Here is a 13,615-nt window from a genome sequence, read left to right as displayed (position 1 = left end):
CACTTTTACGCTGGGGATTCCTGAAAAGACCGGCTATAAAACCGCATGGGCTGCGCGCTGCGCCGGATGATGTTGTTAGGGCGGCAGGAAGCGGTATTTCGGCCTAACCGGGCGCTGGCGTATCCGCCGGCAGGGCGAAGGAAAACACGCTGCCTTTCCCTTTTTCGCTTTCCGCGAAAAGCCTGCCGTTGTGCAGCTCCACCAGCTTTTTAACCATCACAAGGCCGAGGCCGCTCCCCTCATAGTTGCGCGCCGCGTTGGCCTCCACCTGGGCAAACGGCTTGAACAGCCTGCCCATATCCTCCCGGGCGATTCCAATGCCGGTGTCCCTGACGCTGACGAGCAGATACCGGGCGGAATTGACGGCGGGCAGAGGCTCGTCCGGCAAGCGTACGGCCCGCATTCCGTCCAGCTCGTCGGAAGACGCCATGCGCGCCTCAAGCGCGACAGTGCCCCCGCGCGGCGTGAATTTTATCGCGTTGGACAGCAGGTTTATGATTATCTGCCGGATTTTGCGCTCGTCAGCCGTTATTTCGGCGTTGCGGGACAGCGATAAATGCTGCTCGAAATGTATCCCGGAGCAGGCCATCTGCTCTTTTAGCAGGTCAACCGTCGCGCCTATTGAATTCCATATATTGAATGAGGCCGGCTGCAGAAGCATTTTGCCGGATTCAATTTTAGTCAGGTCAAGAATGTCGTTTATCAGGCTCAGCAGATGCTTGCCGCTCGTGTGGATATAATTCACGTACTCCGCCTGTTTTTCCCCGAGGGCGCCGAACATATTCGTTGCCAGCGCGCTGCTGCTGGCTATGATGATGTTGAGCGGCGTGCGCAGCTCGTGGCTCATGTTGGCCAGAAAAGCCGACTTGGCCTTTGTGGCGGCCTCCATGGTGCGCTTGTCCACTTCCAGCATACGCATTATTTCGTCTTTTTTTCTGCGTTCGGTGATGTCGCGCATAATGCCGCGATAGCCGCGCGGCCCGCCGTTTTCGGCGATAATGGGGACGGTGCTGGTTTCCACATGCACCGCGTGTCCGTCTTTGTGAAGAAGGATTGTTTCCAGCAGAATGAGCGGCTCCCTCTGGCACAGGATATGCCGTTCCACCAGCGCCCTGAAACGTTCCGCCTCGCCGGAAGGCATCAGGCCGAACAGATTCTTTCCCGGCAGCTCGCCCGGCTCGTACCCCAGGATATTCTGCGCCTTGGGGCTGGAATAGAGGAAAAAGCCGCCGGCATCGGTTTCCCAGAGCCAGTCGCTGGTTATCTCGGTCATCACCCGGAATTTTTCGTTTATATCCTGCCGCCGGCGCTCCTCCGTAACATCGCGGAACACCAGCACCGCGCCCATTATTCCGTTTTCAAGATTCAAAATCGGGGCGCAGCTGTAGGATATGGCTGTCCCGTGGCCGTCGCGCCCTACAAGCACGGCATGGTTGGCGGCGGTTATGGCCTGTCCGCTGCGCAGCACGGTGTTGAAAGGGCTGTCGCATTCCTTGAGGCTTTTTTCGTCTATTATGCGGAAAACCTCGCCGATATGGCGGCCCGCCGCCTCCTTTTCCGCCCAGCCGGTGAGCTTCCCGGCAACAGCATTCATCATGATGATATGCCCGTCCGGGTCCGCAGACACCACCGCATCGGCTATGGAATGCAGCGTAACAGCCAGCCGCTGCCCGTATTCCCTTATGGTGGCCTCGGCCCTTTTCTGCTCCGTTATATCGCGCACCGTGGCCTGAAGCAGCGTTTTGCCGCCTATTTCCACGCGCGTCAGAAGCACGGTGGCCGGGAATATCCGCCCGTCAATAGTTTTGTGCGTCCACTCAAAGAAATGCGAGCCTTCGCGCAGCGCCAGTTCCATCGTGTTCCGCGCTTTGACCGCGGAAAGCTGCCCGTCGGGCTGGTATTCCGGGGACAGCGAGGACGGGGTCTGCCCGGTGAATTCGTTTTCGTCGCGGCAGCCGAACATCTTTATGGTCGCCGCATTGCCGCCCGCGAATTTATTGCCCGGCATCAGCAGCATCACCGCGTCGGCGGAGCTTTCGTATATCGCGCGGTATTTCCTTTCGCTTTCCTGAATCCGGAGCTTTGCCGTCTTCATGTCGGTTATATCGGAAAATAATCCCATAACGCCAACCGGCCTGCCGTCGCTGCCGCAAAGCACGGAGACAAAAAGATTGGCCCATACGACGCCGCCGTCCTTGCGCAACAAACGTTTCTCTAACCTGTAATTTTTTAGCCTGCCGGAAAACAGTTCTTTATGCTTGGCTGAAGTTTCTGGGATATCGCCGGGATGGGTGATGCTTAACGCGGTCCGGGCGAGCATTTCCTCCTCGCTGTAGCCGAGCAGCTCGGCCCAGCGTTTGTTTACATAGACAAACCGCCCCTCCAAATCAATAATGCCGACTCCGACAGTGGTGGAAGTGTCCAGAAACTTGAAGTAATCCACGGATTCCAGCCAGGAGGGCGGCTGTTTCGCGGCAGGGCCGGCCACCGCCGCCGGGCCTGTCCCTCTTTTTTTTCCTTTCCCGGAACTGCCCATAGAGTGTCCCCCTTCTGAATTAGGATTGCTCTCGAACGCAAATCCCGCCAGCGGGAAATATCCCCGCCAAATGTCAGAAATTAGCCTACACGCCCGCCCGGACGGCTGCCGGAATTGACCGCATGTTTCCCGGACTTTTTTGTTGGATTTTTCAAAACCGGATGTAAAAACCTCATGGCTTTACGGTGGGAATTTTGATTTATGCGCGTAATTATGTAGAATTTTGAAAATGACATCTTCGTTCTGGATTGCGGCTGTGGTTGCGGTTCCGGTGTTCGGCGCGGTGCTTGTTCCCGTGGCGGCCCGGATTGCCCCCAAACGCGAAAAGTTGCTTTCGCTGCTGCTGGGCGTCATCACTGTCCTGGCCGCGTGCAGGCTGCTGGTCGCCGCCTCGCACGGGGAGAGCATCTCCTATAGTATTACGTTTCCGATGGGCTTCGGGCTGACGCTGTATTCGGATTATCTGGCGGCATTCGCGGCGGTGGTGTCCTCTTCCATAAGCGCGGTTATCATCTACTACTCCAACGGCTATATCACCGAGTCGCGCGGCCATGCGGAATACTACTCCATGGTTACGCTGTTCCTGGGTTCCATGATGGGGCTGGTGTTCTCGCAGAACCTTATATGGATGTTTGTTTTCTGGGAGATAACCGCCGTATGCAGCTGGCGGCTGGTTGGGTATTACCGGGGCGAAAAAGAACTGCTCAAGGCGAACAAGACTTTCCTGGTCACGGTTTTCGGCGCGCTGTGCATGCTGCTGGGCATAGCGGCCATATACGCCTATAACGGCACGGTGGACCTGGGCCACCTGAGGGGCCAGATGCTGCCGGATTTCGCGGTGCTGATGCTGATGCTGGGCATTTTCTCAAAATCCGCGACTTTGCCGTTTTCCACCTGGCTGCCGGACGCCGGCGTGGCTCCCTCTCCCGTAACCGCGCTGCTGCATGCGGCGGTGCTGGTCAAAATCGGCGTGTATGCGTTCGCCCGGATTTTCTGCGCCACCTCGCCGATGGACCCGGTGTGGAGCATGTGCATACTCTATGTCGCGGGCGCCAGCACCATAATATCCGCCGGCGCCGCGCTGGTGGAAACCGATATAAAGCGCATCATCGCCTATTCCACCATCAGCCAGATAGGGTTTATTTTCCTGGGCTTTGCGGTGATGAACGATGTGGGCATAGGCGGCGCGGCCCTCTACATTCTGATGCACGGCGTGGCCAAGGCCGGGCTGTTCCTGTGTGCCGGAATAATAGAGCACAAGGCCCACACCAAGGACATCACCAAGATGGGCGGCCTGTTCAAAACCATGCCGGTTACGGCGGTGGCGTTCGGGCTGTGCGCTTTTTCGGTGATGGGCATACCGCCTTTCGGCGGGTTCTTCTGCAAACTCATGGTGCTGCGCGGGGCGGCGGCATTCGGCCATCCCGAAATACTGATGATGTTCGTCTTCGGTGCGGTGCTGACCATAATTTACCTGCTGCGCCTTTTCTACGCCGTGTTCATGGGAACGCAGCGCCCCGCCGAAAACCGCGGCCACGAGGCCGCGCCCCAGATGCTTGCCAGCGTAACGGCGCTGGGCGTGGCGTCGCTGCTGCTGGGCATATTCATCTATTATCCCGCGCATTACGCGCAGACCATGTGCCTTGAAATGGGTTTCGGCTCCAGCATACGGGCAGCGGCGTCCGTGCTGCCGGGGGTGTCGAGATGACGCTGATGCTGCTGGCCATTTTCCTGCCGCTGGCCGCCGCGCCTCTGGCGATGTCTTTTGCCGGCAAGCTGCGCCGGGTGGGCGACGCGGTGGCCATACTGGTCAGCCTCGTCTGCCTTGTCGCGTCGGTGCTGCTGTTCGGCAAGGACATGCTCTACACCCTGCCGTGGGCCGGCTTCGGCTTTGATTTCTCCATGCGGATTTATCCGCTGGCCTCGCTGGCTTTGTGCGCGGTCAACGGTTTTGCGCTTCTGGTCTCGCGGTATTCCTGGAAGTTCATGGAAGACAAGCCGGCGAGGGACTGGTATTACTTCTCTTTCCTTATCACGCTGGGTTTCGCCAACGGCGCAATTCTGGCGGAAAATCTGGTGCTGATGCTGTTTTTCTGGGAAGGGCTGCTGGTTACGCTGTATCTGTTCCTGGCGCTGGCGCGGGAAAACAACGAATGCAAGGCCACCGCCATGAAGGCGCTGATTATCAACGGCGCGGGCGATGTGTGCCTGATGGCCGGCGTCGTCATAACCGGCTGGCTGGCCGGGACAATGAGCATGAAATCCGTCGCCGCCGCGCCGCTTGCCATACACGGCTGGGGGATGGCCGGGTTCATATTCATGGCGCTGGGCGCGATGGCCAAGGCCGGCGCGCTGCCCTTCCACACCTGGATACCGGACGCTGCTTCGGACGCGCAACTCCCCTTCATGGCCTATCTGCCCGCCGCGCTTGAGAAGGTGCTGGGAATTTATCTGCTGGCAAAGGTCTGCCTGGAATTTTACGCGCTGAACTCTTCGCTGTCCATGCGTCTGGCGCTTATGACGCTGGGCGCGGCCACCATACTCATCGCGGTGATGATGGCGCTGGTGCAATCCGAATACAAGCGGCTGCTTTCCTACCACGCCATCAGCCAGGTGGGCTACATGATACTGGGCATCGGCACCGGCAATCCGGTCGGAGTGGCGGGCGGGCTTTTCCACATGGTCAACCACGCGGTGTACAAATGCTGCTTGTTCCTTACCGGCGGCTCCGTGGAAAACCGCGCGGGAGTTACAAAGCTGGACGAGCTGGGCGGCCTCGCCAAAACGATGCCGGTTACGGCGGCTTGCTTTGTGGTGGCGGCGGCGGCCATCTCCGGCATACCGCCTTTCAACGGCTATTTCTCCAAGGAACTCATATACAAGGGCGCGCTGGACACGGGATATACCGGTTTCTTCATAGCGGCGGAACTCGGCTCTTTGCTGACGCTGGCGTCCTTCCTCAAGCTGGGCCACAGCGTCTATTTCGGCAAAAAGCCTGAAGGCTTGAACGTCAAGGAAGCGTCATGGCATATGCTTGGGCCGATGCTGGTTCTGGCCGGCATATGCGTGATCTTCGGTTTCGGCGCGAAACTGCCGCTCAAGTTTTTGATAGAGCCTTCCCTTGCCGGCACCTATGCCGACGCTTCGCTTGCAAGCCTCTACGGCTTTTCAGTGCCGGAGCATTTGCACGGCTTTCATGCGGACAAACTGTTCTTTATGGCGCTGGGCGTGATTGCTCTGGCCTCGCTGAACCACTGGTTCGGCCTCAGGCGCGGCGGTTCCCCCCAGAAGGCGAGCGAGCATGTTCACCACGCCCCGGGGCTGGGCTTTGTCTACAGCTTGGCTGAAAAGCGGTTTTTTGACCCCTACGACCAAGGCATGAAGCTGACTTTCTTCCTGGGCCGCGGCCTGTATGTGCTGGACCGCGTCATGGATTTTTTCACCGACACGCTGCCCGCCGCGCTTACGGATTTCGCCTCACTGCTTGTCAGCCGGCTGCATGGCGGGTTTTTCGGCTATTATCTGGGCTGGGCGGTGGCGGGTTTTGTGCTGTTCGCGCTGATAATTTCCTATACCGGAGCGCTGCCGTGACCATCTCCTATTTCAGCTTCGTGTCCATTCCCGCGCTGGCGGCGCTGGCCTGCCCGTTCGTCGCCAAACTCAAGCCCAGGTATGCCGACATGATTTCCGGCTCCGCGCTGCTGGCGGGGCTTATAACGGCGGTGTCCTACATCTGGGAGTTCCACCAGCCGGTCATGGCGGCTCTTCCGCCGGCGGATTTGACTTTCAATCTGGAAGTGTTCAGGAGCGACATTTTCTCGCTGCTGATGATTATCGCGATTTACCTGGTGGCGGCGGCGGTCGCCTTCTTCTCCATTTTCCACCGCAGGCAGGACAGCCGAGCCGGCATCTGGCAGGGGCTGCTGCTGATGTCGGCTGCGGCGATGAGCGGCATAGTCTCCGCGCGGGATTTCTTCACGCTTTATGTTTTCGTTGAGGTGGCGGCCGTGGCCGCTTACGCGCTTATCGCCTTTGACGACACCGCGGAGGGCATAGAGGGCGCGCTGAAATACTTTTTCATGTCCGCGCCGGCGTCGGCCTTCATACTGCTGGGCGTGGCGCTGCTGATGCTCTATACCGGCGGCGTGTCCTTTGCGCATTTGTCGCGGGCGGCGTCTGCCTCCGCCGCCAACGAGACGGCGGTGGTGGTAATCCTTGGCGTGATGGCCTGCGGCTTCATGGTAAAAGCCGGCCTTGTCCCCTTTCACGGCTGGACGCCGGACGCCTATCAGTCCGCGCCCGCGCCGGTGTCGGCACTGCTGTCGGGCATCGTTACGAAAGCGGCGGGCGTGTATGCCCTCGTGCGCATAGCGATGGCGCTGAAATCCATGCCGGGCAACGTCGCCGCCGCTGCGGCCTGCAACGGGCTTATGTTTTTCGGCGGATTGTCCATAGTGGTCGGCGCGCTGGGCGCGCTGCGCCAGCGGGATTTCAAGCGGATGCTGGCGTTTTCCAGCATAAGCCAGGTCGGCTACATTGTGCTTGCCGCAGGCGCGGGAACCCCGCTTGCCATGGCGGGCGCGATATTCCACCTGTTTAACCATACCACCTTCAAGGCTTCGCTGTTTCTCAACAGCGCGGCTATAGAAAAGCAGACCGGCACAACCGACATGAAATCCCTCTCCGGGCTTGAAACCAGAATGCCCTGGACCGCGCTTACCTCTTCCATAGCCATGCTGTCCACTGCGGGGATACCGCCGCTGTCCGGGTTCTGGAGCAAGGCCATAATCATATTCGCGCTGTGGAAAGCCGGGTTCCACGGTTACGCCGTCATCGCAACGTTGGCAAGCGTTCTGACGCTGGCTTATTTCATAGTAATGCAGAGCCGGGTGTTTTTCGGCAAAACGCCGGAGCATTTGTTGCAGGTCCGGGAAGCCGAGTTCGGGATGCTTGTGCCGGTGATTGTTTTCTCGGCGATTATAGTGGCGCTGGGGCTTTATTTCCCGATACTCTTTACCGGCATGGCCTGGCCTGCGGCGCGGACGGTTTTATGAGCCTGCACACATTTCTGCTTGGACTGATAGTGGTTTTCGGGCTGGGGGCGGCCATGGCGCGCAGCCTGCTTGCCTGCGGCATAAGCCTGGCCGTGGCCAGCGTGGCGCTTTCGCTTGTCCTTTTTGAAATGGGCGCGCCCTGGGCCGGCATATTTGAATTGTCGGTATGCGCGGGCCTGATAACCGTGCTTTTCATCAGCACCGTAACGATAGTCCGGCCCGGCGAGGATTTTGTGAAGGAGGACCGGCTCCGTTTCTACGCCATGCCGGTGTTTCTGGCGCTGTTCGGGCTGGCGTTCTGGCTGTTTTCCGAGCCGCTGACGACCGCGCTGGTTCCCGCGGGCACGGCGCGTTCCTGCGCCTCTTTCGGCCAGGTGATGTGGAACTGGCGTTTCGGCGACATTGCGGGGCAGTTGTGCATGTTCGCGGCGGGAGTGTTGGCGGTCAAAGCTTTTTTCAGGGGCAAAAACGATGCCTGACAACATCATGTGCCTGCTTCCGGTGAACTGGTTTTTCGCCGCGCTTCTTTTTGTGTCCGGGATTTGCTGCATGCTGGTTTCGCGCAATATGCTGCGGCTTGTAATCGGCGTGGAGCTTATCGCCAAAGGCTGCCTGCTGGCGATAATCGCCAGCGGCCAGGCGCTTGGCAACATGGCGCTGGCGCAGAGCATAGCGGTAACGGCCATAGTGGTGGAAGTGGTGGTTGTTGCCGCCGGGCTTGCGCTGATAGTGCGCGCCTATGCCAGGACAGGCACGGTTGATATTTGGAAGTTTGACAAACTCAAGGGCTGACGCCGCGCCGCATACATCCGTTTGCAAAACCGCCTGCCTTCGTTGAAGGCAGGCGGTTTTTTTAGAAATCTGGGCCGGACAGGGATTGAACCTGTGACCTCCTCCTTGTAAGGGAGGCGCTCTACCGCTAAGCTACCGGCCCGCGTGTATTGACGATTTTAGCAAATTTCCAACCTCTCAAATCACGCGGTGTCCACATACCCCCTATCAGCTTGACTGTTGGAAGCGGGGCTGATCGCCTTCGGGCCGCGGCTGCGTCGCTTGTCGCTTGTATGCCGCAGAGGGTATGCCTGTCAAATCCCGCGCCGCTGCCTCGGTCCTCGTGTCAACTGAAACTTTGAGGTTAATCGTCTATATTGATGTCGCCGGTCAGCGAGCAGGAGTATGCGGACAGTTCCCTGCCGTCGTAGCTTCTGTAGGCGGTAACGGGGCAAGGCTCCACCACCCGGCGGGTTGATATGGTCCTTCCGGCGCGGTTCACATAACCGGCGTCGGTCAGCACGACCGGCTCCATGCCGCCGTTGTCCCTATCCATCAGCATGGCGGGCATGCCGGGCCTGGGGGCGCCGTCGGTGAGAATGTTCACCACGTCTATAACCTTGCCGCTGCCGCTGATTACGCCATACATGGTGGAATAGCGGTTCTGGGACGCGCCCGCGACGGGTCTGGCCATTATCATCCGGCCATCGTCCAGTATGAACCCTCCGGCAACAACGGTGGCCGGTTTCGGATTGCCGTCGGGACGTATTATAAGGGATACTTTGTCGCCCGCGTTAAGCTGATGGGCGTAAGCCGCAACGGCGGCGATGGTTGCTATTGCCAGCGCCGCCATGGCGCAGCGGGCAATAATATTTACCGGCTTGTTCATTTTCCTGTCCTCCTGATTTCGCTCCACTTATTATCCAAATTAGGCTCCGCGCCTTGCATGGGCCAAAAGGCCCACCCATCGCGCCGTCGTTTACAAATGTTTCCGGTTTTGGGATAATCTCTGTTGCAAGGTTCGCGATGCGCGGGCGGAGTTTTTGGTGTACGGACGGGCCGCCGGCGCGGTTCCGCGCGGATTTTATGAGCGAAAAATCGCCCTGGCGGCACGCGCAGATAGGCATTCAGGCGACGGTCTGCGTGCTGGCCGGTTTTTTCGGCGGGCGCTGGCTGGATGCGAAATTCTCGTCCGCGCCGTGGCTTATGCTGGGCGGCGCGGCGGCGGGAATTGCGGCGGGGCTTTATTCCGCCATAAGGGACGCTCTGGACGATAAATGAGCATATTTTCAAACACCGTTTTCTGCCTGGCGGGCGGCGCGCTTTGCGGAACTGCCTGCGGCCTGATATGGCGGCGGGCGCATGCAGGCGCGCTGACAGCGGGCAACCGGGTCTTTTTCGCCGTGTGGACGGCCGGCATTCTGGTCCGGCTTGCGCTTGTGGTCGCGGCTTTCGCCGCATTGTGCCGATTCGGAGTGAAACGCGCGCTGCTGTTTTCGGCGGCGCTGGCCGTGGCGCAGGCCGCGGCCCTGGCATGGCCCTGCAAACATCATGCTGGCTAAAATTTTTGAACACCATATAATAGACCACACCGTCGCCGTGCTGCGGGTGGCGGGGTTTTCGCTGCCGATAACAAAGCATCTGCTGATGATGTGGCTGTCCGGCGGCTTCCTGATGATTGCCGTGCCCGCGCTGGCGCGCGCGCGGTCGCCGCGGTTCGCGCTGGGCCGCTCGCTGGTTGAGGCGGTGGCCGCCTTCGTGCGCAACGATATAGTGCTGCCCAATATGGGCGAGGCCGGGCTGGTTTACACCGAGTATTTCTGCACCCTTTTCACTTTCATACTGGTGTGCAATTTCATAGGGCTGGTGCCTTTCGGCGCGACGGCTACGGGCAATATCTCCGTTACGGCGGCGCTGGCGCTTAGCACCCTGGCCCTGATAATATTCTCCGGGCTGAGGGAGCAGGGGCTGGCCGGCTATCTGAAATCCTTCGTTCCCTCCGGCGTTCCGGGCTGGCTTGCGCCGATGATTTTTCCGATAGAGCTTATCAGCCTGGCGGCCAAGACATTCGCGCTGTGCATCCGGTTGTTCGCGAACATGATAGCGGGGCATTTCGTGATACTGTCGCTTTTCGGACTGATATTTATTTTCGGGGCCATCAGCCCCGTGGCGGACTGGACGCTCACCGTCCCCGCCGCAGTTGGCATGGCGCTGTTTGTGTCGCTGCTGGAGGTGCTGGTGGCGGTGCTGCAGGCCTATATATTTACGTTTCTGACCGCCATATTCGCCGGCATGGCGATGCATCCACACTAAGGAGAATCCAATGAACGAGACAATGTATATCGGGCTGGGATATCTGGGCGCGGGATTGGGCGCGGGGCTTACCATCGTGGGCGCGGGGCTGGGCATAGGCAAGCTGGCCGCCGCCGCGCTGGAAGGCACGGCCCGCCAGCCCGAGGCCAGCGGCACCCTGCGCACGACGATGATTATCGCCGCCGCGCTTATAGAGGGCCTTGCGTTTTTCGGCCTGATAATATGCCTGCTGGGGCTTATGAATTTCAGCAAGCCGGAGCCGGCGCATCAGAGCGCGCCCGCAGCGGCCGCCCAACCTGCGCATTAAATGGAACATCTGATAAAGCCCGACGCCGGGCTTATATTCTGGACGCTGGTCAATTTCGCCCTGCTGGTTTACCTGCTGGGGAAATTCGGCTGGCGGCCCGCCGTGCGCGCGCTGGAAATGCGTGAGCATAAAATCCGCGAGGATGTGCAGGCCGCCCAGCAGGCCCGCCTGGCAGCCGAAAGCGCGAAGGCGGAGGTGGAGGCCCGGCTGCGCAAGATAGAGACCGAGGCGCAGTCCGCCATAGCCCGCGCCGCCGCGCTGGGCGAAAAGGAAAAAGCCGCCCTGCTGGAGGCCGCGCGCAAGCAGGCCGAAGGGATTGCGGCGTCGGCCAGACGCTCGCTGGAGGCGGAAAAAGACAGGCTGGTGGCCGAATTGCGCGGCGAGGTGGCCGGGCTTTCAATAGCGGCGGCGGAACGTATTCTGGCAAAGGAAGTGGACAAAGCCTCCGGGGAGCGCGCGGTGGAGGAGTTCCTCAGCAAAGTCAAATGAAAGCCCAGGACAGAATTCTGGCCGGACGCTACGGCAAAGCCTATATAACCGCCTGCGGCGCAGACGCGCGGGCGGGGCTGGACGAATTGTCGCTGCTGCACGCGGAGCTGGCGCCCGCGCTTGAATATCTCAACAATCCGCTTATCCCCGCGGCGGACAAAAAAACCATTCTGTCCCGCGCCGCCGCCGGGCGGGAGGCTTCCCGCGCCTATGCCCTGGCCGCCGCGCTGCTGGACGCGCGCCGCTTTTACCTGCTGGACGCAATCATGGCCCGCGCCTCCGATTACTGCGACCGGCGCGAGGGCATTATGGCTGCCGGCATAACCTACGCTTCCGCGCCCGACGGCGCGCAGACCGCGCGGCTGGCGGCGGGGCTGGAAAAACTCTCCGGCGCGAGGGCGCGGGTCTCCGTCTCGCGCGACGGCGCGCTTATAGCCGGATTTTCCGCCCGCATGGGCGATATTCTGGTGGACGGCTCCGCGCGCGGCGCGCTTGCCCGGCTTAAAACCGATTTGCAAAAACTATGATAAAACCAAGCGAGATAACCGATATACTCAAAAACCGGATAACCGGATTTGCGCCCGGCGCCGATATCGCCGAGGTGGGCAACGTATTGTCCGTGGGCGACGGCATCGCGCGGGTCTACGGCCTGTCCAACGCGGTCTACGGCGAGCTGCTGGATTTCCCGCACGGCGCGCGCGGCATGGCGCTTAACCTGGAGCAGGATAACGTCGGCTGCGTCCTGATGGGAGAGGACAGGCTGGTAAAGGAAGGCGACCTTGTGCGCCGCACGGGCCGCGTGATGGACGTGCCCGTGGGCGAGGAACTGATAGGCCGCGTGGTAAGCCCGCTGGGCGTTGCGCTGGACGGCAAAGGCGAAATAAAAACGCAGCAGCGCCGCCTGCTTGAGGCGGTGGCCCCCGGCATCGTGGACCGGCAGCCCGTGAAAGCGCCGCTGCAAACCGGCATCAAGGCGGTGGACGCCATCATCCCCATAGGCCGCGGCCAGCGCGAGCTTATAATAGGCGACCGGCAGACGGGCAAGACTGCCGTCGCCATAGACGCTATCATCAACCAGAAAAACGCCCCGCCCAAAGAGCGGGTGATCTGCATTTACGTGGCCGTGGGCCAGAAGCAGTCCACAGTGGCGCAGGTGGTGAAAACGCTGACCGACCACGGCGCGATGGAATACACGATTGTGGTTTCCGCCTGCGCCAGCGAGCCGGCGTCCATGCTCTATATCGCGCCCTACGCCGGCTGCGCGATGGGCGAGCATTTCATGTGGCAGGGCCGCGACGTACTGATAATCTACGACGACCTCACAAAGCACGCCCAGGCCTACCGCCAGATGTCGCTGCTGCTGCGCAGGCCGCCGGGGCGCGAGGCGTATCCGGGCGACGTCTTCTATCTGCACTCCCGCCTGCTGGAGCGGGCCTGCAAATTAAGCGAGGCCAACGGCGGCGGCTCGCTTACCGCGCTGCCAATCATAGAAACCCAGGCCAACGACGTCTCCGCCTATATCCCGACAAACGTCATCTCCATAACCGACGGGCAGATCTATCTGGAAAGCGGGCTTTTCCATTCCGGCGTGCGCCCGGCGGTCAATGTGGGAATATCGGTATCGCGGGTGGGCGGCTCGGCACAGATAAAAGCGATGAGAAAGGTGGCCGGGCGGCTGCGCATAGACCTGGCGCAATTCAACGACCTGGCGGCGTTCGCGCAGTTCGGCTCCGAGTTGGACAAGGAAAGCCGCCGCCAGCTCGCCCGGGGCGAGCGCATGGTGGAGCTGCTCAAGCAGCCGCAGTACTCCCCCGTTCCCGCCGAGGAGCAGGTGCTTGCGCTCTATGCCGGGGTAAACGGCTGGCTGGACGATTTGCCCAGGGAAAAAACCCGCGCCTTTGAGCGCGAACTTGTGGAATTTGCAAAACAGGCGCATCCCGAAATACTGCGGGAGATAAAAGAGCGCCGCGACATTGACGATACTCTGGATGCCAGGCTCAAGACGCTGATGGCCGAGCATAAGGAGCGTTTCGCCCGGTTGGACAATCCGGGCGCGCGTTTCAAGGGAGTCTAGCTTGCGCGGCGCCGCGATAGCGCGCCTGAAAAGTCTGTAACGGGGTCGGCGCAGCGCGCCGGGGAGAACGT

General features: G+C 60.4%; 13 protein-coding genes, 1 tRNA gene and 1 pseudogene. 12 read left to right on the top strand and 3 right to left on the bottom strand.

The window, feature by feature from the left end:
- Positions 1-103 precede the first annotated feature (103 nt).
- Positions 104-2,536, bottom strand: coding sequence for a PAS domain S-box protein (locus WC421_00190; protein MFA5160642.1), 2,433 nt, complete (start codon positions 2,534-2,536; stop codon positions 104-106).
- 229 nt (positions 2,537-2,765) lie between these two features.
- Between WC421_00190 and WC421_00185 the strand changes: the two genes are divergently transcribed.
- From WC421_00185 to WC421_00165, 5 genes are read left to right on the top strand one after another with little or no spacing between them, the layout of a single operon-like run.
- Positions 2,766-4,244, top strand: coding sequence for an NADH-quinone oxidoreductase subunit L (locus tag WC421_00185; GenBank protein ID MFA5160641.1), 1,479 nt, complete (start codon positions 2,766-2,768; stop codon positions 4,242-4,244).
- A complete protein-coding gene (locus WC421_00180; protein ID MFA5160640.1) occupies positions 4,241-6,127 on the top strand; it encodes a proton-conducting transporter membrane subunit in 1,887 nt (628 codons plus the stop codon). The genes WC421_00185 and WC421_00180 overlap by 4 nt, the downstream gene beginning before the upstream one ends.
- Positions 6,124-7,590, top strand: coding sequence for a complex I subunit 5 family protein (locus WC421_00175; protein ID MFA5160639.1), 1,467 nt, complete (start codon positions 6,124-6,126; stop codon positions 7,588-7,590). Before WC421_00180 ends, WC421_00175 begins: the two co-directional genes overlap by 4 nt.
- Positions 7,587-8,069 carry a hypothetical protein gene (locus WC421_00170; GenBank protein ID MFA5160638.1) on the top strand — a complete coding sequence of 161 codons (483 nt, stop codon included), beginning with the start codon at positions 7,587-7,589 and terminating at the stop codon, positions 8,067-8,069. The genes WC421_00175 and WC421_00170 overlap by 4 nt, the downstream gene beginning before the upstream one ends.
- On the top strand, positions 8,062-8,382 hold the full coding sequence (locus WC421_00165; GenBank protein MFA5160637.1) for an NADH-quinone oxidoreductase subunit K: 321 nt from the start codon (positions 8,062-8,064) through the stop codon (positions 8,380-8,382). Before WC421_00170 ends, WC421_00165 begins: the two co-directional genes overlap by 8 nt.
- Positions 8,383-8,452: 70 nt before the next feature.
- On the opposite strand, the gene WC421_00160 is transcribed toward WC421_00165, so the two are convergent.
- Together WC421_00160 and WC421_00155 are read right to left on the bottom strand one after the other, a co-directional pair.
- A tRNA-Val gene (locus tag WC421_00160) sits at positions 8,453-8,524 on the bottom strand.
- A 201-nt stretch (positions 8,525-8,725) separates the two neighbouring features.
- Entirely contained in the window at positions 8,726-9,250 is a 525-nt protein-coding gene (locus WC421_00155; GenBank protein ID MFA5160636.1) for a hypothetical protein, read from the bottom strand.
- Between the two features lie 197 nt (positions 9,251-9,447).
- On the opposite strand from WC421_00155, the gene WC421_00150 reads away from it, so the two are divergent.
- The 7 genes and pseudogenes from WC421_00150 (at position 9,448) to atpA (ending at position 13,544) form a co-directional block, all read left to right on the top strand.
- Positions 9,448-9,642, top strand: coding sequence for an AtpZ/AtpI family protein (locus WC421_00150; protein MFA5160635.1), 195 nt, complete (start codon positions 9,448-9,450; stop codon positions 9,640-9,642).
- A complete protein-coding gene (locus WC421_00145) occupies positions 9,639-9,923 on the top strand; it encodes a hypothetical protein (GenBank protein MFA5160634.1) in 285 nt (94 codons plus the stop codon). Before WC421_00150 ends, WC421_00145 begins: the two co-directional genes overlap by 4 nt.
- A complete protein-coding gene (gene atpB, locus WC421_00140; GenBank protein MFA5160633.1) occupies positions 9,913-10,674 on the top strand; it encodes a F0F1 ATP synthase subunit A in 762 nt (253 codons plus the stop codon). The genes WC421_00145 and atpB overlap by 11 nt, the downstream gene beginning before the upstream one ends.
- 22 nt (positions 10,675-10,696) lie before the next feature.
- Positions 10,697-10,906: pseudogene (gene atpE / locus WC421_00135) on the top strand (ATP synthase F0 subunit C).
- A gap of 75 nt (positions 10,907-10,981) precedes the next feature.
- On the top strand, positions 10,982-11,470 hold the full coding sequence (gene atpF / locus WC421_00130) for a F0F1 ATP synthase subunit B (protein ID MFA5160632.1): 489 nt from the start codon (positions 10,982-10,984) through the stop codon (positions 11,468-11,470).
- Entirely contained in the window at positions 11,467-11,997 is a 531-nt protein-coding gene (locus WC421_00125; protein ID MFA5160631.1) for a F0F1 ATP synthase subunit delta, read from the top strand. Before atpF ends, WC421_00125 begins: the two co-directional genes overlap by 4 nt.
- The gene (atpA, locus tag WC421_00120) at positions 11,994-13,544 is read left to right on the top strand and encodes a F0F1 ATP synthase subunit alpha (protein MFA5160630.1); all 1,551 of its coding nucleotides are present in this window, start codon (positions 11,994-11,996) and stop codon (positions 13,542-13,544) included. The genes WC421_00125 and atpA overlap by 4 nt, the downstream gene beginning before the upstream one ends.
- Positions 13,545-13,615: the final 71 nt, after the last annotated feature.

Source organism: Elusimicrobiales bacterium, from assembly GCA_041651175.1.
Lineage (GTDB): Bacteria > Elusimicrobiota > Elusimicrobia > Elusimicrobiales > Elusimicrobiaceae > JAQTYB01.
This window is presented reverse-complemented; position numbering and strand designations above follow the sequence as displayed.

Bases quoted from the DNA above. Each gene is read 5' to 3' on its own strand.
- WC421_00190 (MFA5160642.1), bottom strand. From the start codon at position 2,536: ATGGGCAGTTCCGGGAAAGGAAAAAAAAGAGGGACAGGCCCGGCGGCG.
- WC421_00185 (MFA5160641.1), top strand. From the start codon at position 2,766: ATGACATCTTCGTTCTGGATTGCGGCTGTGGTTGCGGTTCCGGTGTTC.
- WC421_00180 (MFA5160640.1), top strand. From the start codon at position 4,241: ATGACGCTGATGCTGCTGGCCATTTTCCTGCCGCTGGCCGCCGCGCCT.
- WC421_00170 (MFA5160638.1), top strand. From the start codon at position 7,587: ATGAGCCTGCACACATTTCTGCTTGGACTGATAGTGGTTTTCGGGCTG.
- WC421_00165 (MFA5160637.1), top strand. From the start codon at position 8,062: ATGCCTGACAACATCATGTGCCTGCTTCCGGTGAACTGGTTTTTCGCC.
- WC421_00155 (MFA5160636.1), bottom strand. From the start codon at position 9,250: ATGAACAAGCCGGTAAATATTATTGCCCGCTGCGCCATGGCGGCGCTG.
- WC421_00150 (MFA5160635.1), top strand. From the start codon at position 9,448: ATGAGCGAAAAATCGCCCTGGCGGCACGCGCAGATAGGCATTCAGGCG.
- WC421_00145 (MFA5160634.1), top strand. From the start codon at position 9,639: ATGAGCATATTTTCAAACACCGTTTTCTGCCTGGCGGGCGGCGCGCTT.
- atpB (MFA5160633.1), top strand. From the start codon at position 9,913: ATGCTGGCTAAAATTTTTGAACACCATATAATAGACCACACCGTCGCC.
- atpF (MFA5160632.1), top strand. From the start codon at position 10,982: ATGGAACATCTGATAAAGCCCGACGCCGGGCTTATATTCTGGACGCTG.
- WC421_00125 (MFA5160631.1), top strand. From the start codon at position 11,467: ATGAAAGCCCAGGACAGAATTCTGGCCGGACGCTACGGCAAAGCCTAT.
- atpA (MFA5160630.1), top strand. From the start codon at position 11,994: ATGATAAAACCAAGCGAGATAACCGATATACTCAAAAACCGGATAACC.